This is a genomic window from Chitinophaga sp. W3I9, from assembly GCF_050434025.1.
In the GTDB taxonomy this organism is placed as follows: Bacteria; Bacteroidota; Bacteroidia; order Chitinophagales; family Chitinophagaceae; genus Chitinophaga.
Window position 1 is genome coordinate 7,480,431 of the sequence record NZ_JBNPWC010000001.1, and the last position, 18,860, is coordinate 7,499,290.

At 44.9% G+C, this 18,860-nt stretch carries 19 protein-coding genes; 4 read left to right on the forward strand and 15 right to left on the reverse strand.

Features of this window, described 5'->3' with window-relative positions; genetic code table 11:
* Positions 1 to 37: 37 nt before the first annotated feature.
* Both QFZ51_RS30330 and QFZ51_RS30335 read right to left on the reverse strand, forming a co-directional pair.
* Positions 38 to 721 (reverse strand): DedA family protein, encoded by a 684-nt coding sequence (locus QFZ51_RS30330; protein WP_370912457.1) that lies wholly within the window; start codon positions 719 to 721, stop codon positions 38 to 40.
* Positions 722 to 786: 65 nt separating this feature from the next.
* Positions 787 to 2,067 carry a dicarboxylate/amino acid:cation symporter gene (locus QFZ51_RS30335; protein ID WP_429051225.1) on the reverse strand — a complete coding sequence of 427 codons (1,281 nt, stop codon included), beginning with the start codon at positions 2,065 to 2,067 and terminating at the stop codon, positions 787 to 789.
* A 198-nt stretch (positions 2,068 to 2,265) separates the two neighbouring features.
* Here QFZ51_RS30335 and QFZ51_RS30340 point away from each other — a divergent pair, with 198 nt between their 5' ends.
* Positions 2,266 to 3,762: an amino acid permease gene (locus QFZ51_RS30340; protein WP_429051226.1), complete on the forward strand. Its 1,497-nt coding sequence runs from the start codon at positions 2,266 to 2,268 to the stop codon at positions 3,760 to 3,762.
* A 175-nt stretch (positions 3,763 to 3,937) separates the two neighbouring features.
* Positions 3,938 to 4,648 (forward strand): YebC/PmpR family DNA-binding transcriptional regulator, encoded by a 711-nt coding sequence (locus QFZ51_RS30345; RefSeq protein WP_370912460.1) that lies wholly within the window; start codon positions 3,938 to 3,940, stop codon positions 4,646 to 4,648.
* 89 nt (positions 4,649 to 4,737) lie between these two features.
* Here QFZ51_RS30345 and QFZ51_RS30350 read toward each other — a convergent pair whose 3' ends face one another.
* The 3 genes from QFZ51_RS30350 to QFZ51_RS30360 form a co-directional block, all read right to left on the reverse strand.
* Positions 4,738 to 5,460 (reverse strand): response regulator transcription factor, encoded by a 723-nt coding sequence (locus QFZ51_RS30350; RefSeq protein WP_429051228.1) that lies wholly within the window; start codon positions 5,458 to 5,460, stop codon positions 4,738 to 4,740.
* A 239-nt stretch (positions 5,461 to 5,699) separates the two neighbouring features.
* The gene (locus QFZ51_RS30355; RefSeq protein WP_429051230.1) at positions 5,700 to 6,656 is read right to left on the reverse strand and encodes a D-2-hydroxyacid dehydrogenase; all 957 of its coding nucleotides are present in this window, start codon (positions 6,654 to 6,656) and stop codon (positions 5,700 to 5,702) included.
* Between the two features lie 249 nt (positions 6,657 to 6,905).
* Positions 6,906 to 9,284, reverse strand: a complete 2,379-nt coding sequence (locus QFZ51_RS30360) for an alpha-ketoacid dehydrogenase subunit alpha/beta (RefSeq protein ID WP_429051231.1) — start codon at positions 9,282 to 9,284, stop codon at positions 6,906 to 6,908.
* A gap of 218 nt (positions 9,285 to 9,502) precedes the next feature.
* Here QFZ51_RS30360 and QFZ51_RS30365 point away from each other — a divergent pair, with 218 nt between their 5' ends.
* Together QFZ51_RS30365 and QFZ51_RS30370 are read left to right on the forward strand one after the other, a co-directional pair.
* Entirely contained in the window at positions 9,503 to 9,913 is a 411-nt protein-coding gene (locus QFZ51_RS30365) for a DUF1573 domain-containing protein (protein ID WP_370912464.1), read from the forward strand.
* Between the two features lie 104 nt (positions 9,914 to 10,017).
* Positions 10,018 to 11,217, forward strand: a complete 1,200-nt coding sequence (locus QFZ51_RS30370) for a pyridoxal phosphate-dependent aminotransferase (RefSeq protein ID WP_429051233.1) — start codon at positions 10,018 to 10,020, stop codon at positions 11,215 to 11,217.
* Positions 11,218 to 11,903: 686 nt separating this feature from the next.
* Here QFZ51_RS30370 and carA read toward each other — a convergent pair.
* The 10 genes from carA to map all read right to left on the reverse strand — a co-directional run bounded on the left by carA (position 11,904) and on the right by map (position 18,831).
* On the reverse strand, positions 11,904 to 13,016 hold the full coding sequence (gene carA, locus QFZ51_RS30375; RefSeq protein ID WP_429051234.1) for a glutamine-hydrolyzing carbamoyl-phosphate synthase small subunit: 1,113 nt from the start codon (positions 13,014 to 13,016) through the stop codon (positions 11,904 to 11,906).
* Positions 13,017 to 13,157: 141 nt separating this feature from the next.
* Positions 13,158 to 13,985: a hypothetical protein gene (locus QFZ51_RS30380; protein WP_429051236.1), complete on the reverse strand. Its 828-nt coding sequence runs from the start codon at positions 13,983 to 13,985 to the stop codon at positions 13,158 to 13,160.
* Between the two features lie 109 nt (positions 13,986 to 14,094).
* Entirely contained in the window at positions 14,095 to 14,586 is a 492-nt protein-coding gene (gene rplQ / locus QFZ51_RS30385) for a 50S ribosomal protein L17 (protein WP_079470749.1), read from the reverse strand.
* A gap of 116 nt (positions 14,587 to 14,702) precedes the next feature.
* Positions 14,703 to 15,698: a DNA-directed RNA polymerase subunit alpha gene (locus QFZ51_RS30390; protein ID WP_079470750.1), complete on the reverse strand. Its 996-nt coding sequence runs from the start codon at positions 15,696 to 15,698 to the stop codon at positions 14,703 to 14,705.
* Between the two features lie 68 nt (positions 15,699 to 15,766).
* Positions 15,767 to 16,372, reverse strand: a complete 606-nt coding sequence (gene rpsD, locus QFZ51_RS30395; protein ID WP_079470751.1) for a 30S ribosomal protein S4 — start codon at positions 16,370 to 16,372, stop codon at positions 15,767 to 15,769.
* Positions 16,373 to 16,526: 154 nt separating this feature from the next.
* Positions 16,527 to 16,928 carry a 30S ribosomal protein S11 gene (gene rpsK, locus QFZ51_RS30400; protein WP_079470752.1) on the reverse strand — a complete coding sequence of 134 codons (402 nt, stop codon included), beginning with the start codon at positions 16,926 to 16,928 and terminating at the stop codon, positions 16,527 to 16,529.
* A 107-nt stretch (positions 16,929 to 17,035) separates the two neighbouring features.
* Positions 17,036 to 17,416, reverse strand: coding sequence for a 30S ribosomal protein S13 (gene rpsM / locus QFZ51_RS30405; RefSeq protein WP_089903187.1), 381 nt, complete (start codon positions 17,414 to 17,416; stop codon positions 17,036 to 17,038).
* 59 nt (positions 17,417 to 17,475) lie between these two features.
* On the reverse strand, positions 17,476 to 17,592 hold the full coding sequence (rpmJ, locus tag QFZ51_RS30410; RefSeq protein ID WP_073083232.1) for a 50S ribosomal protein L36: 117 nt from the start codon (positions 17,590 to 17,592) through the stop codon (positions 17,476 to 17,478).
* A 70-nt stretch (positions 17,593 to 17,662) separates the two neighbouring features.
* Positions 17,663 to 17,881 (reverse strand): translation initiation factor IF-1, encoded by a 219-nt coding sequence (infA, locus tag QFZ51_RS30415; RefSeq protein WP_012789309.1) that lies wholly within the window; start codon positions 17,879 to 17,881, stop codon positions 17,663 to 17,665.
* Positions 17,882 to 18,030: 149 nt separating this feature from the next.
* Positions 18,031 to 18,831, reverse strand: coding sequence for a type I methionyl aminopeptidase (gene map, locus QFZ51_RS30420; protein WP_370912468.1), 801 nt, complete (start codon positions 18,829 to 18,831; stop codon positions 18,031 to 18,033).
* Positions 18,832 to 18,860 lie beyond the last annotated feature (29 nt).

Below are 18,860 nucleotides of genomic sequence, written 5' to 3' on the forward strand. Positions count from 1 at the left end.
GGGCCTCATTTAAAGGCCCTTTTAAAGATATAAAAAATTATATTGGAGAATCAGTTTTTTCTGTTTCAGCAGGTGTGTGCGCCGGCTGTTGTTTTACCTTACCAAATACTACTTTAATAAGTACTGGTAAAGTAGTGATCACCACTATGACCAGGATGATCAGTTCCAGGTGATCTTTCAGGTTGGGGAAGGCTTTATCCAGGTAGTGACCCGCCAGCATCATGGAAAATACCCATGCAAAGGAGCCGATTATATTAAAGAACATGAATTTCTTACCATCCATACCCACAATACCCGCCACTATAGGCGCAAAGGTACGGATGATAGGCAGGAAGCGGGCAAAGAAGATAGCGCCGCCGCCATACTTTACAAAAAACTCATGGGCCTGGTGCAGGTGCTTCTTCCTGAAAAAGAAAGTATCCTTCTTCTTAAATAAAATAGGTCCGGATTTTTTACCAAACCAGAAGCCAACCATATTTCCTAGCACACCGGCGGTGGCAATCAGGAACATAATCACCACAAATGGAAGATCAAAGAAGCTGCGGCAAAGGTCTTCGCTGTAGATACCCGCTACGAAGAGCAGGGAATCCCCTGGCAAAAAGAATCCAATGAAAAGACCTGTTTCTGCAAAAATAATTCCCAGTAACAGGTAAAGGCCACCATGTTCAATAATCCACGAGGGATTAATGAGGTGTTTAAAAAACTCAATAATCTGGTCCATGCTAATACGCTATTTCTATTTCTGAAGTGGTAAAATAATCAATAAACTGTTACGCATTTGTTAAGTTAGGCTTTGGCAGCATCTTCTGTTGGCGGCGTAAGCTTATTTTCCCATTTGGAAACAACGGCGGTAGCCATCGCGTTTCCGATAACATTTGTGGCAGAACGGCCCATGTCCAGCAAATGATCCACGCCCAGCAGCAGTATAAGGCCGGCTTCGGGGATCTTGAACATTGACAGCGTGCCTGCAATCACCACCAGGGAAGCACGGGGTACGCCCGCAATGCCTTTACTGGTAATCATTAATACCAGCAACATGGTAATCTGCTGGTCGATGCTCAGGTGCATACCATAAGCCTGGGCAATAAATAAACTGGCAAAGGTCATATACATCATGGAGCCATCCAGGTTAAAGGAATAGCCCAGGGGTAATACAAAGCTAACAATGCGGCTGTCGCAACCAAACTTCTCCAGCTCTTCCATTGTACGCGGATAGGCCGCCTCACTGCTGGCGGTACCAAAAGCCAGTAGCAGCGGGTCTTTAATCATTCCCAGGAGCTTGAATACCCGTTTGCCCAGGATCAGGCTTCCTACCAGGGAAATAACCACCCACAAACAGAGCAGCCCAAAATAGAACTGCAAAATAAACTTACCATAAGTTACCAGTACAATGGGGCCTTTCAGCGCAATGATACCGGCCATAGCGCCAAATACTGCGAAAGGGGCGAAGTTCATTACAAAACCCGTTACTTTCAGCATGATATGGGCAACGCTGTCCAGCAGCTTCACTACCGGGTTGGCTTTTTCACCTATGGCTGCCGCCGCTACACCAAAGAAAATGGCAAATACCACGATCTGCAGTATTTCATTATGGGCCATTGCATCCACTACGCTATCCGGCACTACGTGGCGGAAAAATCCTTTCAGGGTCATATCTGCCTTGGCGATGCCGGAAGAGGCATGTTCATCAGGCAGTGGCAATGCCAGTGATAATCCTGGTTTCAGCAGGTTAACCAATACCAAGCCGAGAAACAATGATACAAAGGTTGCACTGATAAACCACAGCATTGTTTTTCCGCCGATGCGGCCAACAGCTTTTATGTCGCCCAGCTTGGCCACTCCCACCACGAGGGTGGAAAATACCAGCGGGGCAATGATCATTTTAACAAGACGAAGGAAGATATCGGTAAGAATGGAGATGTTATCAGCGAAGATCTGCGGGGTATCCTTGGCCCCTGTTGTAACAGGAGCATTGCCATAGGTAAGGAAAACACCATAACCAGTGCCTATTCCGATTACCATAGCAATGAATATATATAAAGTAAGCAGATTCGATGATTTCTTCATGCTAGCCAGAATTTATCTTGTAATAATTAAAAGTTGTAACCGGAAAATTTCCCAAAAATAAGGTTAAGCAGCTAAACATGCGCTTTGGCAGGTAAAATAAAACTATCTGTTTTTGATTTTAGATATTATATTTGGCGATCAACAGAAATACAACAACAACTAAACTACCTTAAAACATCAACCACAATACGACTGCGTATGAGCAAACTCTTTGCTAAAAAACAACTGTCTGTTTTATTGGCCGAAGCTGGAGAATCTGAAAAGGGTCTGAAAAGGACGCTTGGTGCAGGTTCTCTTATAGCATTAGGTATTGGCGCTATTATTGGCGCCGGCCTCTTTGTAAGAACAGCTGCTGCTGCCGGTCAACATGCCGGACCTGCTGTCACCATTTCCTTTATTATTGCTGCTATAGGTTGTGCGCTGGCTGGTTTATGCTACGCAGAATTTGCGTCCATGATCCCTATTGCGGGAAGCGCCTACACCTATTCCTATGCCACACTGGGAGAATTTATTGCCTGGATCATTGGATGGGATCTTGTGCTGGAATATGCGCTGGGAGCGGCTACCGTAGCTATTGGCTGGTCGCAGTATCTCAATAAGCTGCTTACCAATGTCTTTCATGTCACGATACCGTACCAGTGGTGTCACAGTCCTTTTGAAACTTCTGATGCCGGTGTACAGGGTATCATGAACGTTCCATCGCTGTTTATCCTGCTGGCGCTCACTTTGCTGCTCATCAGGGGAACACAGGGTTCTGCCATTGTGAATAACATCATTGTTATCACTAAAGTAGCCATCGTGATGTTATTCATCTTCCTGGGATGGAAATTTATCAATCCTGCCAACCATACGCCATTTACCATTCCTGGAGATGCCGGCACCGTAAAAATGCACAATGGCCAAATCGTGGATTATTCCAACTTCTGGAATCATGGCTGGGCCGGGGTGCTCAGGGGGGCCGGGGTGGTATTCTTTGCTTTCATTGGTTTTGATGCGGTATCTACTGCTGCACAGGAAACCAAGAACCCTAAAAAGAATATGCCGATCGGTATTCTTGTATCGCTGGCTGTTTGTACCTTATTATATATCCTGTTTTCTTTTGTGCTCACAGGTATTGCACCGTTCACCGACTTCCTGAAAGCAGGTGGTGAAGCTTCTGTAGCTTATGCGATTGATACTTATATGCCTGGTTATTCCTGGTTGTCGACTTTCATCACCGTGGCCATCCTGGCGGGATTTTCCTCCGTTATCCTGGTGATGTTACTGGGTCAGACAAGGGTATTTTACTCTATGAGTAACGATGGACTGGTACCGGCCGTATTTGCGAAACTGCATCCAAAATACCGTACACCTTACCGCTCACAGTGGATGTTCTTTGTTTTTGTATCCCTGTTTGCTGCGTTCATTCCGGATAATGTGGTGGGTGATATGACCAGTATCGGTACCCTGTTTGCCTTTGTGCTGGTGTGTATTGGTATTATTGTAATGCGCAAAACCAACCCGGAACTGCCACGCGCCTTTAAAACGCCGTGGGTGCCATTTGTTCCCTTGCTGGGAGCGGCTTTCTGTCTTACTATGATCATCAGCTTGGGTATTGAAAACTGGGCGCGTTTATTTGTGTGGCTGGCTATTGGCTTTGTGGTTTACTTCGGCTATAGTGTAAAACACAGTAAGGCCCGTAAAATGCTGGAATAGTTTACGGAGATTAACATTTCCGGATATCATACGAAGCGGAGAACAGAACAAAGGGGGTTACCCTTGTTTTGTTCTCCGCTTTAGTTAAAATCAGGGGAATCCGCTATTCTGGTACCTGAAAATCCTTATTTTTGCGTTCTGTTTTTAAAAGTCATAATAAATATATACCACTCCAATGGGAAGAATATTTGAAGTAAGAAAATCGACCATGTTTGCCCGCTGGGATAAGATGGCGAAAGCATTTTCAAGAATAGGTAAGGAAATAGCCATTGCCGTGAAGGCCTCTGGTCCTGATCCGGATAATAACCCCGCACTTCGTCGCTGTATTCTCAATGCGAAGAGTGTTAACATGCCTAAAGACCGTGTAGACGCAGCTATCAAGCGTGCTATGGGTAAAGACAAAACTGATTATGAAGAAGTGGTGTATGAAGGCTATGCTCCCCATGGCGTGGCAGTGATGATTGATACCGCTACCGATAATACTACCCGCACCGTAGCCAACCTGCGTATGCACTTTACCAAAGGTGGCGGCAGCTTAGGCAACAGTGGCTCTGTTGGATTTTTATTTAACCGCGTAGGCGAATTCAAAATAAAGAATGCCGGCCAGGACCTGGAAGAGCTGGAACTGGAACTGATTGATTTTGGTTTGGAAGAAGTGGGAGAAGATAGTGAGGGTAACATCATTATCCGTGCTGCATTCACCGAGTTTGGCAACATGGCCAAAGCGCTGGAAGAAAAAGGACTGGAAGTGATCAGCTCCGAGCTGAAACGTATTCCAACCACTACCGTGGAGCTGAATGACGAGCAGGCAAAAGAAGTGCTGGAACTGGTAGACCGTTTGGAGCAGGATGAAGATGTGCAGCAGGTTTTCCACAATCTGAAATAGGATATTAATACATATAAAAAAGGAAACGTCCGCCATTACGGTGGACGTTTTCCATTGGATACGGTTAACTTTCCAGAACCAAAAAACAGCTAAACTTTAGCGATGGTGTGTGTGCGCCCCAGGTCATCAGCGATGAACATGAGTCCCTTGCCGTGGTAGGTTTCGAGTTTTACGGCAGGGTCCTGCGCAATGTGTTTACGAAGACGGGTCAGATAAACGTCCATCACACGTGAAGCGAAGAAGTCTTCCTGTCCCCAGATAACAGACAGGATATCATCTTTCTTCAGTTTTTTGTTAGAATTTTCGCACAGAAAGCGAAGCAACTCCGCTTCTTTTGGGGCCATACGAACATGGGAGTCGGCATCTTTATGCCGGATATGATATTGGGAATAATCGAAGATCAGGTTACTGATAGTATATACCACGCGGCGCTCACTTTTCAGCAGGCGGCTGCGTTTCAGGTATACTTCCACGCGACAGATCATTTCCTGCATATTGAAGGGCTTGGTGATATAGTCATCCGCGCCTGCTTCAAATCCCTGCAGCCTGTCCTGTTCCATATAACGGGATGAAGTAAAAATGATGGGAATGTTTTCATCCATTGACCGGATATCTCCTGCAAGGGCGAAACCATCTTTTTTAGGCATCACCACATCCAGTATGCACAGGTCAAACACATGTTTCTGGAATTTTTCCCAACCTTCCTGGCCGTTTTCACAGAAGTTTACGTTGTAACCGGCGCGTTCCAGGTGTCTTTTTACCACTTTGGCAAAAAATACATCGTCCTCTACCAAAAGAATGCTTGATTGCATGTAACGTTGGTTTTAAGCGAATAAATAGATTTTAGTTGTATGCGTACCTTTTAAATAAGTGTAGCAGGTACCTTTATCCAAAAATAAATAACATAATCATAACCCTGGCCATCCATCCCATTCACTTCTGAAGGCATCATTCATTTCAACCATTCAGTTACGCGGTATACCCCAAAGCCTATTATTTTCTGTTTGCATGCTACTTACTAATAACCTGTTTATTCGCTTAACGGGTAATCCTAATTGATAATATTTTTAGGATTTCCTTCGAGGAAGGCCTTTACGTTTTCCACCGATGTATACATGAGTCGTTTCCGGGCCGCCTGGGTAGCCCAGGCAATATGTGGTGTAATAATGGTATTAGGCGCAGTGATCAGTGGATTTCCCGCAGGCGGCGGCTCTGCAGATAATACATCCAGCGCGGCACCGGCAATAATTCCTTTCTCCAGGGCATCCGCCAGATCGGCTTCACAGATCAACGGGCCACGACTGGTATTTACGAGGAAGGCGTTCTTTTTCATGGTACGCAGCAGGGCGGCATTTACAAACTCTTTATTGGCAGCATTCAGCGGGCAATGCAACGAGATAATATCCGCCTCCCGGAAGCAGGTAGCCTGGTCCACAAAAGTAACACCGGGCATCGCGTCCCGGTCAGGATGTTTATGGTGCGCAATCACCTTCATCCCAAATGCCAACGCAATACGGGCCACCGCCTGCCCTATCTGCCCGAGACCTACTATGCCCAACGTATTGCCCGCCAGCTCCGTGAGCGGCGTTTTCCAGTAACTGAAATCGATGCTGCTGCTCCACTCCCCTGCCCGCACACTTACAGCATGCAAACCGGTATGATGACATAATTCAAGGATCAACGCAAAAGTCAGCTGCGCAACAGATGCCGTGCTGTAGGCAGGTACATTCGTTACCGGGATATGCCGGCTTCTTGCTGCATGCGTATCCACTATGTTGAATCCCGTAGCCGTCACGCCTATATATTCCAGGTGTTCCAGCTGCCGGATGGTTTCCCCGCTTACAATAGCCTTATTGGTTAATATGATATGTGCATCCTTTGACCTGGCAGCCACTTCATGTTCGGGTGTACGGTCATACAATATAACGTTGCCCAATGCCTGTAACCCGCTCCAGTCGAGGTCGCCGGGGTTTAACGTATGCCCGTCGAGTACTACGATGTTTTTCATGGTCTTCGTTTTGCCGACAAGATACATCATACATGAAATAATCATTAACTCACCTGTAAACACTTTATACATTCAAAATATCCCGGACCTTTGCTGCGCCATAATAAGCCAATACTGCTAAGCCTGCAAACTGCTTAATGTAAGAAGCCACCATATCAGCAGATTGATGCTGTTATAGTGGCTTCGCCAATTAAAGGCAAAGCCGGCTCCTGTTAAGGCAACCGGCTTTTGTATGATTTTGAAATGCAACTATTCCTGCATCATCTCCATAATTACTTTTACTACATCTTCTGTATTGGGCTTGGAGAAATAATCCCCGTCGGAGCCATACGCCGGGCGATGGGCTTGCGCACTCATGGTGCGTGGCGATACATCCAGCCAGCGGTAGCCGCCTTGTTTTTCAATTACCTGCTGGAACATATAAGCAGTTCCGCCACCGGGTACGTCTTCATCTATAAAGAGAATGCGGTTGGTTTTCTGCAATGATTCCACAATACTGTGATGGATGTCGAAGGGCAGTAAAGTCTGCACATCGATCAGCTCACAGGAGATGCCTGTTTCCGCCAGCGTCACCATTGCTTCTTCCACGATACGCGTCATAGAACCATACGTAACAATCGTTACGTCTGTTCCTTCATGCAGTATTTCCGGGATGCCCAGGGGTACGGTATACGTTTCCAGGTTGGCCGGTAATTTTTCTTTCAGACGGTAGCCGTTTAAAGATTCTATCACCAGGGCCGGTTCGTTGGCCTGTAACAGTGTGTTATACATGCCTGCTGCCTGTACCATATTACGTGGTACGCATACGTGCATGCCGCGCAGGGAATTGATGATCATGCCCATTGGAGATCCGCTGTGCCAGATGCCTTCCAGGCGATGGCCGCGGGTACGTACTATCAGCGGGCAATGCATAATTCCTTTGGTGCGGTATTGCAGGGAGGCCACATCATCGCTGAGTGGCTGCAGGCCGTAGAGGAGATAGTCGAGGTACTGGATTTCAGCAATGGGGCGCAGGCCGCGCAATGCCAGTCCTATTCCCTGCCCCATGATAGTCAACTCCCGGATACCGGTATCGGCTATACGTACTTTACCATGTTTCTGCTGTAATCCGGCAAAGCCCTGGTTTACGTCGCCAATCTTTCCTACATCTTCCCCGAAAGCAAATACGCGGTCGTTGTTGGTAAACAGCTGATCAAAATATTTATTCAGTATTTCGTACCCGTTTACGGTGATGCTGTCTGCTTCGTATGCGGCCGGAACTACCGGTACATTCAGGGCAGAGTTTACGCCGGTGGCGTGAAGCAGTGTATTGTACACTTCTTTTTCCCCGGCCAGGTAGGTATCATAATATTGCTGCAATGCCTGTACGGCGGCATCTGATTTCAGGTGCCGGTGTTTCAGGAGGATCATGGCGCTGGCCTTCAGAATATCACGGCGGAGCGGCTCGCGGTTATTCTGCAGGTCGCGGATGAAGGTGTTTATCATGTTTGCATCGGCGCCTGCAATAGCAGCTACCGGTGCGGCCAGTGCGGTAAACGACTGTACCTGTTCCTTGATCGGTGATATATATTTTTCCCAGGCAGCTTTCCGGGCGTGCTGTGCTTTTACTTTTGCTTCTGCTTCAACGGCGCGCAGGGTTTCTTCCTCGCACAAAGCATTTTCAATGATCCAGGAACGCATTTTTACGTTACAGTCGAACTCCCGTTCCCAGGAAAGACGTTCCTTGCTTTTATACCGTTCGTGCGAACCACTGGTAGAGTGCCCCTGTGGCTGGGTGATTTCTTCCACATGAAACAGTGCAGGGATGTGTGTTTCGCGGATCTTGCGGATAGCCGCTTCGAACACTTCACACATGCCGGCATAATCCCAGCCTTTTACATTATATATGTCAAAGCCATTGGATTCTTCCGTTTTGCGGAAGCCTGCCAGTGCGGCGCTGATAGACCCTTTGGTAGTCTGATATTTACGGGGTACGGAAATACCATAGCCATCGTCCCATACAAATACGGCCAGTGGCACCTGTAAAACACCGGCGGCATTCATGGTTTCCCAGAAATGGCCTTCCGACGTAGAGGCGTCACCGATAGTAGCGAAACAGATCTCGTTACCGTTGTTGGAAAGATTTTTATATTGATGCAAGGCTTCCACCTCACGAAACATTTTTGAGGCATAGGCAAGGCCCAGTGCGCGGGGCATTTGCCCGGCGGTAGGCGCCATGTCGGCAGCAGAGTTTTTCATCTGCGTCAGATTGAGCCAGTTGCCATCCTGATCAAGATTAGGAGTGGCATAATGGGAGTTCATCTGCCTGCCGCCTGAAAAAGGATCATTTTCCAGGTCGGGATCTGCATATAACTGCGAAAAGAATTGTTCGGGAGTGGCGATACCAGTGGCAAATGCAACAGTTTGGTCGCGGTAATAACCGGAACGGAAGTCCCCTGGCTGAAAGTATTTTGACATTGCTATCTGCGCCACTTCTTTTCCATCTCCAAAAATGCCAAACTTTGCCTTGCCTGTAAGCACTTCCTTACGGGCCAGCAGACTAACTTCCCTGCTTTCGCAGGCCAACCTGTAATCATTAAGCACTTCCTTGCGGAACTCTTCGAATGATAACCGGCTTTCTAAATTCATAGCTAGTTCGTTATTTTCTATCATGCCTCATGGTTAAAGTACAAAAGTAAGGTTAATTATACAGTTGAAAAATGCTGTGAATCTTTCATTTAAAATAATCTGATTTTTTTTAATAAGATTTTAATAAATTGTAAGGTTTATAATGCTTTTTGGCTGTAAATTTGTTCTAACCAAGAAAGATATCAATATTTTTTAACCGGTCGCTTTAAAACCATCATATGAAAATGAAAAAATTTATCTTATCCCTGTTTGCGAGCATGCTGTTGACTACAGCGCTGTGGGCCCAGACCGCTCCAGCACAGAATCCGGCAGATACAAAAGTAAAATTTGCCAAAGAAACTGTTGATTTTGGTAAAACTGAATTAAACAAGCCAGTTACTGTTGATTTCGAATTCACTAACATTTCCAAAGAACCGGTGTTGATTGAAGCTGCCCGCGCTAGCTGCGGCTGTACTACGCCTAAGTGGACGCAGGAACCTATTTTACCTGGTAAAAAGGGTAAAGTAACCGCGAGCTACAGTGCAAACGGTTTAGGTCAGCAGAATAAAACCATCTGGGTAAAGTTCAGAGGCGTGGATCAGGACAAGGAACTGCACTTAACAGGTACAGTTGGTTCCAACAACAAGTAACTCCACACTTTAAAACATACTAAGACCTTACAGCACATGCTGTAAGGTTTTTTTGTTGCCCATCGTATCCCCTATCTTTGCAATGCAAAAGTCAAAACAATTTTATGCCTACCATTAGCCAGAGAGGTGAGCAAATGCCATCTTCTCCCATTAGAAAGCTTGTACCATTCGCCGAAGCAGCCAAGAAAAAAGGGGTGAAAGTATACCACCTGAACATCGGGCAACCAGACATCGAAACACCAAAACCCGTACTGGATGCGGTTCGCCATTCAGAATTCAAGATCCTGGAATACAGCCACAGCGCAGGTTTCGAAAGTTACCGCCGTAAGCTGGTCACTTATTACGACCGGTTTAACATTGCTGTGAACCACAACCAGATCATTGTTACCACCGGCGGTTCAGAGGCGATCATATTTGCCTTCATGGCCTGCCTGGATCCGGGAGATGAAGTAATTGTTCCGGAACCTTTTTACGCTAACTACAACGGTTTTGCCGTAGAAGCGGAAATAAAGATCAAAACCATAACGGCCAGCATCGAAACCGGCTTTGCTTTGCCGGCAATGGCCGATTTTGAAAAGGCGATTACTCCGCGCACCAAAGCTATCATGATCTGTAATCCCAATAACCCCACCGGTTATCTTTACAGCAGGGAAGAGATGGAGGTGTTGAAACAGCTTTGCCTGAAATACAACCTGTTCCTCTTCTCTGATGAGGCTTACCGGGAGTTTTGTTATACAGGAGCGCATTTTTCCGCTATGAACCTGGAAGGCATGGAAAATAATGTGATCCTGCTGGATACTATTTCTAAAAGATACAGTGCCTGCGGAGGCCGTATCGGTGCTTTTGTAACCAGGAATCAACCTGTGCTGGACGCTGTAATGAAGTTTGCCCAGGCCCGCCTGAGCCCTCCTACCTTTGCACAAATCGCTGGTGAAGCCGCTGTGGATCTGCCTGCTGATTATTTTGACGGTATCAAAGCGGAATATTTAAGCCGCCGGGACATCCTGGTAAAGATGCTGAATGAGATCCCGGGCGTATTTTGTCCGAATCCGGGTGGCGCCTTCTATGCAATGGCCAGGCTGCCCATTGATGATTCAGATAAATTCTGCCAATGGATCCTGGAATCCTTCTCTTACGAGGGCCAAACGGTTATGATGTCACCCGCAACCGGCTTTTATGCGACCCCTGGGTTAGGAAAAAATGAAGTGCGGCTGGCTTATGTATTAAATACAACAGACATTAGTCATGCAATGGTCTGCCTGGAAAAGGCATTGGAGGTATATCCCGGGAAAATTGCCAAATAATTTTTATGTCAAAACCAGGTATAAAATCCGACATGAGAGCCATTAAATACATTACAATAAATTCTATATATATATTTTTAAAGAAAAAAGCAATTATTTAACACTCAATGCTTGGAATTTTGATATTTTGTTTCGTATATTTGATGTAGAAATAACAACAACGACAAAATTTATCTAATTATAAAAATATTTACAGATACGATGGACTGCAAAATCTAAACTTGTTTAAGAAAAATTTAACCTGCATTATTTCTTATAACGTTTATTTGGTCCGACCTTTGAATTATTAAAACAAGGAGATTTATCAGTCTTCTGTAAAACTCAAAGATTAACTAAAACGTTTTAGCAAAATATCGTATTTTTGTATCAGTTTTTCATAACGTGGAATTTATAAAGGCAAACGGCTCTGATCACAGAGCCGTATTTTTTTGTCCTAACCTTACCTTTTCCCACCACTGACGGCGGAATCCAACAGAACAAACAAAATATTCTGAAAATATTCCCCCTCCTGTTTACCTTTTTTCGATAATATTGTTATGTAATAAAACGGGCGGAGCTACCGGCGCTTTCAGCAATGGTAATATCCGTTTGTTTTCATAACGTGGAATTTTAAAATGCAACGGTCCCGATTCCTCGGGACCGTCTTCATTTCCAGGCAGCATGGCTGCCGTATATAATTCCTTTAGTTATGCCTTATTCGCTTTGATCATCTCAAAGAAATCATCAAACAGGTAACGGCTATCAAACGGACCAGGAGTGGATTCCGGGTGATACTGCACGCTGAAGGCAGGTTTATTTTTGATACGGATGCCTTCTACGGAGTGATCATTGAGGTTTACATGGGTAACTTCCACATTTTCACTGGCCGCTACTGCTTTCGCGTCTACCGCAAAGCCGTGGTTCTGGGTAGTGATTTCGCACAAACCAGTTTTCAGGTTCTTTACCGGGTGGTTTAAACCGCGGTGACCATGGTGCATCTTGTAAGTTGGGATATCATTAGCGAGCGCCAGCAACTGGTGCCCGAGGCAGATACCAAACATAGGTCTTTCTGCAGCCAGGATCTTTTTCACCGTATCTACTGCGTAAGTCAGCGGAGCCGGATCACCGGGACCGTTGGAAATAAAGTAGGCATGCGGTTTAAATTCCTCGCAAACCTCAAAAGTAGTGTCGGTTGGGAATACCTGCAGGTAAGCGCCTTTATCAGACAGGCATTTCAGCATATTTCTTTTCACGCCGTTGTCGAGCACTGCAATACGGATCTCCGCAGCCGGGTCGCCTACATGGTAAGCTTCCGGAGTGGTCACTTCTTTGCAGAGGGCCAGGCCTTCCATTGAAGGCACCTTTGCCAGTTCAACTTTCAGTTGATCCAGGTCCAGGATAGCAGAAGAGATAATGCAGTTCATAGCACCTTTGCTGCGGATGTGGGAAACCAGCGCGCGGGTATCTACGTCATAAATGGCTACCAGGTTATTATCGGTCAGGAACGTATCCAGTGACCCATCGGCCATTTTCCTGGAATAGTTGTACGCAATATTTTTTGCGATCAAACCATTGATCTTCACACTGCTGCTCTCTACGTCGTCCTTTTTGGTGCCGTAGTTCCCGATGTAGCAGTTGTTCATTATAAGTACCTGTCCTTTATAAGAAGGGTCCGTAAACACTTCCTGGTAACCCGTCATACCGGTATTGAAAGCTAATTCACCGGCGGCTGTGCCAATTTTCCCAAAAGCTTTTCCCTGAAAAACCGTACCGTCTTCTAACAGCAGTATGGCAGGTTGGATGGTTCTTGTCTGAGGCATTTCTGGTATCTGTCTTGTTTTATATTTTAAAAAAAACCTTCAAGGGTACAAAAATTGCCCTGAAGGTTCGGATAAAAAACCGTGCAAAGGTATGAAATGCAACAGTTAAATACAGATTTTTTTTACCAGAAAGAAAAGATGTTACTTAATTTTTACAGATTTAAGCACGCGCTGTGCCACCTGGCGGCCAATAGGGTCATCGTCGCGGTAATTAATCTGGATTTGCCAGCGGTTGCTTCCTTTGATCATTACCAGGTTACAAAATGCCAGGCGGATGCCGCCTTTATACAGATAATTCCCTTCTTCCAGCACCCCCTGCATTCCGGAAATGAGTACGGGTATTGATTTACAGTCGATATCCGTAGCGGTTTCCTTCAGTTGCATGCTGTTATGGGAGGCGGCCACAGCATCTTCCAGGCTGTTAGCTACGCTGCTGATATAACTGAACATATTTACCGCGATGCGGATACCTCCCCCATCTTCATTAGTATAGGTTTTCGCGTATTCAATCACTTTAGCTTCTTCCCCTTCCAGCGGCTGGTCGTGTACCCATAATTTTACCGGAGTACTGATTTCCAGTGCCTGACGGCCTATAGTAACAGTGTGCCAGGTGCTGTACAAACTGGCCAGTGGTACCTTGGGATACAGAAGGGTAAACACGGCTCTTTTACCGAACAGCGTGCCGGTAATAGCTACCAGCAGGAAAACGAGTGAAAAAAAGATGACTATTTTCCTTTTACTGGCGGATTGCAGCTGGTTTTTAATCCAATATAGCGGGCCGGTCGTTTTTTTCTCTCTCAGTGAGATGCCTACTGCCTGGGTATATTCCGGGAATGTGGCCATTGGATGAAGCTTTCGCCATTCGGCGAAGCTTTGTGGCAGCTTTTTTCCGCACGCATCGCAAAAAGTAAGGTATTCAGATTTGAGTGGGTTGGGATGACCACAACTATCACAATGCAGGTATTTCATAGGGATACTCATTAAAACCGCTGTAATATTACGAAATATATGTATTTATTAGTGCATAAAAAAAGGACAAAGCCAGGCTTTGTCCTTTTTCGTATCGTTTGATATAAGATTACTCAGCAGATTTTTCTTCTGTTGCAGTATCAGCAGCTTTAGTTTCAGTTGCTTCTTCTGCTTTCTTCTTAGCACCACCGGCACGACGGGTTTTCTTAGCAGCAGCTTTTTCTTCTGATTTACCGTAGATTTCGTTGAAGTCTACCAGTTCAATCAGCGCAACTTCTGCGTTATCGCCCACACGTTTACCCAGTTTAATGATACGGGTGTAACCACCAGGACGGGTAGCTATTTTCTCACTGATCGTGCTGAACAGTTCCTTGATAGCTTCTTTATCCTGCAGGTAGCTGAACACAATTCTACGGTTGTGGGTAGAATCGGTTTTGCCTCTTGTCAGCAGCGGCTCAACATACACGCGGAGGGCTTTCGCCTTTGCCAGTGTAGTGGTGATACGTTTGTGGCTGATCAGTTCGCAAGCCAGATTGGACATCAGGGCTTTACGGTGGGAAGCAGTTCTGCTTAATTTGTTTAATTTAACTCCGTGACGCATGACATTATTTGTTTTAACCCTTACACCGTGTCAGGAATTGCAAGGTACTTGTTAATTATAAAGTAGTTAAGCCAAAGCTATTACGGATGCAACGGCTTTGGCTTAACAGATAAATACTATTCTTCTTCGAGTTTCAGTTTAGACAGATCCATACCGAAGTGCAGACCTCTTTCGCCCAATACCTGTTCAATTTCGCTGAGTGATTTCTGGCCGAAGTTTCTGAACTTCATCAGTTCTTCCTGTTCGTATTGTACCAGTTCGCTGAGGGAATTGATTTTAGCTGCTTTCAGACAGTTGAATGCACGTACGCTCAGATCGAGATCTTCGAGTGGTGTTTTCAGTATCTTACGCAGTTGCAGTGTTTGTTCGTCCACCACATCTTCTTTTTCAGTGTCTTTGGTATCAAAGCTGATGTTTTCATCAGTGATGATCATCAGGTGCTGAATGAGGATACGGGAAGCTTGTTTCACTGCTTCTTCCGGGTGGATAGTACCGTCGGTGATCACCTCCATAACGAGCTTCTCATAGTCAGTTTTCTGCTCCACACGGGTATTTTCTATGCTGTACTTTACGTTTTTGATAGGCGTAAAGATAGAGTCGATCGCGATGTAGCCGAATACTGCATCCTTGGGTTTATTTTCCTCAGCCGGAACATAACCACGGCCTTTACCGATAGTCAGTTCGATATCCAGCTTGGCAGAAGGATCCAGGGTGCAGATTAACAGCTCCGGATTCATGATCTGGAAAGCACTGGTGGCTTTTTCAATCATATCAGCGCGGAACTCTGTTTTACCCTTAATGGACAGTGTGATCTTTTCGTTCGTTACATCACTCTCTGAAATCCTCTTGAAACGAACCTGTTTCAGGTTCAGGATGATTTCAGTAACGTCTTCAGTAACACCTTTCAGTGTAGCGAACTCGTGATCGGCTCCTTCAATTTTAATACCCACAATGGCATAGCCCTCCAAAGAAGACAACAGTACGCGACGTAACGCATTACCGACAGTCACAGCATAACCTGGTTCTAATGGACGGAATTCGAATTGAGCTTCAAAGTCGGTAGACTTCTGCAATACGATCTTATCAGGTTTCTGGAAATTTAAAATTGCCATTGATATGATAGATTTATTTGTTAAATATGAGGTTAGTCCGTGACCTTTGGCCACGGACTAATTATTTATTACTTAGAGTACAATTCTACGATCAGTTGTTCCTTGATATTTTCAGGAACGCTCTCTCTCTCAGGATAAGCAATGAATACACCTTTCATTTCTTTCTCGTTCCAATCCAGCCAGCTGAACTTAGGATTTTTTCCACGGATAACGCTGGTCAGTGCAGAATTGTTTGCAGTTTTGTTTTTCAGGCTGATAACGTCTCCTGGTTTCAGTTGGAAAGAAGGAGTGTTAACAACAATACCGTTAACAGTAACGTGCTTGTGAGAAACCAGCTGACGGGCAGCAGGACGTGAAGGAGCGATACCAAGACGGAAAACGGTGTTATCCAGACGGGCTTCGAGCAGTTTGATCAATACTTCACCGGCAACACCTTTTCTGCGGGTAGCTTCATCAAACAGGTTACGGAACTGACGTTCCAGCAAACCGTAAGTGTATTTAGCTTTTTGTTTTTCTCTCAGCTGGAGTGCGTATTCGCCTAATTGTTTGCGTTTACGGTTAGCACCATGCTGACCCGGAGGGTTACTGTTCTTACTTAAATACTTGCCATTACCGAGAATGGGCTCACCAAAAATTCTGGAAATTTTGGTTTTGGGACCTGTGTACCTTGCCATGTTTTAAATATACTTTAGATTTTTTAGTTAATGATGCATGCTCTTCAAAAAATCTGAAAACCTGATCATGCATCCATTTATTTAATAATATTACAACGTCCAGATACCAAACTTCTAATGAAATCTGGTATCTGGATGCTGTAAATATATATTACTATACTCTTCTCTTCTTAGGAGGGCGGCAACCGTTGTGTGGTAAAGGCGTAACGTCTTTAATCATGTTCACTTCGATACCGGAGTTAGCGATAGCGCGGATAGCACTTTCACGACCAGCTCCAGGGCCTTTTACAAATACATCTGCTCTTTTCAGACCTGAGTCCATTGCAACTTTAGCAGCATCCTGTGCAGCCAGCTGAGCAGCATACGGAGTGTTCTTCTTAGAACCTCTGAAGCCCATTTTACCAGCAGAAGACCAGGATATAACCTGACCATGCTTGTTGGTGATGCTCACGATGATGTTGTTAAAGCTAGCAGAGATATGAACATCTCCGTAGTTATCTACCTTTACTACTCTCTTTTTATTAGCAGCAGTTTTTGTATTATTTGCTTTTGCCATAATGATTTAAATTCCAAATATGAAATTCCGCATCCCAAATTACACGACTCACCGTCATTGAAACCCCTCAGATTCGGATTTGGGATTTCAACCTGGGATTTTATTTATTATTTCTTAGTTGCTTTTTTCTTACCAGCCACTGTCTTACGTTTACCTTTACGGGTACGGCTGTTGGTACGTGTACGCTGACCTCTTACCGGTAAGCCTTTCCTGTGACGCAAACCGCGGTAACAAGCGATATCCAGCAGACGCTTGATATTCATTTGCACTTCGGAACGCAGCTGACCTTCTACCTTAAACTCACCGTTGATAATGTTACGGATGGCAGCTTGATCATCATCATTCCAATCACGCACTTTTTTGTTTACATCAATTTCCGCCTTGTTCAGGATATATTGGGCGGTAGAACGGCCTATACCAAAGATATAGGTGAGGCCAATTTCTCCTCTTTTATTTTTAGGAAGATCTATACCGGCTATACGTGCCATATTTCTATTTTAGATTTTATGATTCTGATTAAAAAATCAAATTCCGTTAGGGGAACCGATTAACCCTGGCGTTGTTTAAAACGAGGATTCTTTTTGTTGATCACCAACAAAACACCTTTTCTACGAACTATTTTACAATCCGCACTTCTTTTTTTGATTGCAGCTCTTACCTTCATGATTAATACTTTATAAAAGGTTATGATATTTGTTAAATTATTATTCCAATCCCCTCTACGCTGTTCCCACTTATTTGTATCTGAAAATTATACGGCCTCTTGACAAATCGTATGGGCTCATCTCCACGCCAACCTTATCTCCTGGCAGAATGCGGATGTAGTGCATTCTCATTTTTCCAGAAATGGTGGCCAGGATCTCATGCCCGTTTTCCAATTTTACACGGAACATAGCGTTCGACAAGGCTTCTAATATAATTCCATCCTGTTTAATGAGTGCCTGTTTTGCCATAAAAATTTTTAGGACTGCAAAGATAGCATTTATCTTTTGAAATAGAAAAATTTCCCCTGATTATTATTAATATTGCCAGTTTTTTTACCAAAACCTGTCCTTTTTACCCTCAAAACCCCTGCTATATTAGATAAATCCAAAATCCTATACTAGTAATTTGAATTTAATTCGGGGTTGTTTTTCTCTTCTTTTTCTATATCCACATAGGTAGATAACACATCCGCCTTCCCTTTTCCAACAGCCACCGTATGTTCAAAGTGAACAGACGGGCTTCCGTCGCGGGTAGCTACTGTCCAGCCGTCTTCCAGGTACTCCACGTCTTTCGAGCGGAGATTGATCATAGGCTCGATGGCTATCACCAGTCCTTCCTTCATCACCGGACCACTACCTCTTTTACCATAATTAGGCACCTGAGGGTCCTCATGCAGGTTCCGGCCGAGGCCATGCCCTACCAGTTCCCTTACTACGCCGTAACCGCGCTCTTTTTCGGTATATTCCTGTATTGCATAAGAGATATCACCTATCCTGTTGCCAACAATCGCTTTTTCGATGCCTTTGTACAGGGAAGCTTTGGTGGCAGTCATCAGGCGGAGTACGTTTTCGGGTACATTACCAATGGCAAAGGTGTAGGCGCTGTCGGAATGGTATCCGTTCATGTAAACCCCTACATCCACGGTGAGGATATCACCGTCTTTCAGCACATATTTATTTGGAATACCGTGTACTACTTCTTCATTTACTGAGATGCAGCAGGCATTCGGGAAACCTTTGTAATTTTTGAAGGAAGGTGTTCCACCATTTTCAACGATAAACTTATCAGCCACAGCATCCACGTCCAGTGTAGTCATCCCCGGTTTCAGGGTCCTGGCTACTTCTGCCAGGGCTGCACTGAGAATCAGGGCACTTTTACGTATCAACTCTATTTCTTCCTTCGTCTTATAGTGAATCATAACATCCTTGTTTCTGTCGCTGTTAGTGA

Coding starts and splice junctions, on each gene's coding strand:
- QFZ51_RS30330 (WP_370912457.1), bottom strand. CDS start 721: ATGGACCAGATTATTGAGTTTTTTAAACACCTCATTAATCCCTCGTGG.
- QFZ51_RS30335 (WP_429051225.1), bottom strand. CDS start 2,067: ATGAAGAAATCATCGAATCTGCTTACTTTATATATATTCATTGCTATG.
- QFZ51_RS30340 (WP_429051226.1), top strand. CDS start 2,266: ATGAGCAAACTCTTTGCTAAAAAACAACTGTCTGTTTTATTGGCCGAA.
- QFZ51_RS30345 (WP_370912460.1), top strand. CDS start 3,938: ATGGGAAGAATATTTGAAGTAAGAAAATCGACCATGTTTGCCCGCTGG.
- QFZ51_RS30350 (WP_429051228.1), bottom strand. CDS start 5,460: ATGCAATCAAGCATTCTTTTGGTAGAGGACGATGTATTTTTTGCCAAA.
- QFZ51_RS30355 (WP_429051230.1), bottom strand. CDS start 6,656: ATGAAAAACATCGTAGTACTCGACGGGCATACGTTAAACCCCGGCGAC.
- QFZ51_RS30360 (WP_429051231.1), bottom strand. CDS start 9,284: ATGAATTTAGAAAGCCGGTTATCATTCGAAGAGTTCCGCAAGGAAGTG.
- QFZ51_RS30365 (WP_370912464.1), top strand. CDS start 9,503: ATGAAAATGAAAAAATTTATCTTATCCCTGTTTGCGAGCATGCTGTTG.
- QFZ51_RS30370 (WP_429051233.1), top strand. CDS start 10,018: ATGCCTACCATTAGCCAGAGAGGTGAGCAAATGCCATCTTCTCCCATT.
- carA (WP_429051234.1), bottom strand. CDS start 13,016: ATGCCTCAGACAAGAACCATCCAACCTGCCATACTGCTGTTAGAAGAC.
- QFZ51_RS30380 (WP_429051236.1), bottom strand. CDS start 13,985: ATGAAATACCTGCATTGTGATAGTTGTGGTCATCCCAACCCACTCAAA.
- rplQ (WP_079470749.1), bottom strand. CDS start 14,586: ATGCGTCACGGAGTTAAATTAAACAAATTAAGCAGAACTGCTTCCCAC.
- QFZ51_RS30390 (WP_079470750.1), bottom strand. CDS start 15,698: ATGGCAATTTTAAATTTCCAGAAACCTGATAAGATCGTATTGCAGAAG.
- rpsD (WP_079470751.1), bottom strand. CDS start 16,372: ATGGCAAGGTACACAGGTCCCAAAACCAAAATTTCCAGAATTTTTGGT.
- rpsK (WP_079470752.1), bottom strand. CDS start 16,928: ATGGCAAAAGCAAATAATACAAAAACTGCTGCTAATAAAAAGAGAGTA.
- rpsM (WP_089903187.1), bottom strand. CDS start 17,416: ATGGCACGTATAGCCGGTATAGATCTTCCTAAAAATAAAAGAGGAGAA.
- rpmJ (WP_073083232.1), bottom strand. CDS start 17,592: ATGAAGGTAAGAGCTGCAATCAAAAAAAGAAGTGCGGATTGTAAAATA.
- infA (WP_012789309.1), bottom strand. CDS start 17,881: ATGGCAAAACAGGCACTCATTAAACAGGATGGAATTATATTAGAAGCC.
- map (WP_370912468.1), bottom strand. CDS start 18,831: ATGATTCACTATAAGACGAAGGAAGAAATAGAGTTGATACGTAAAAGT.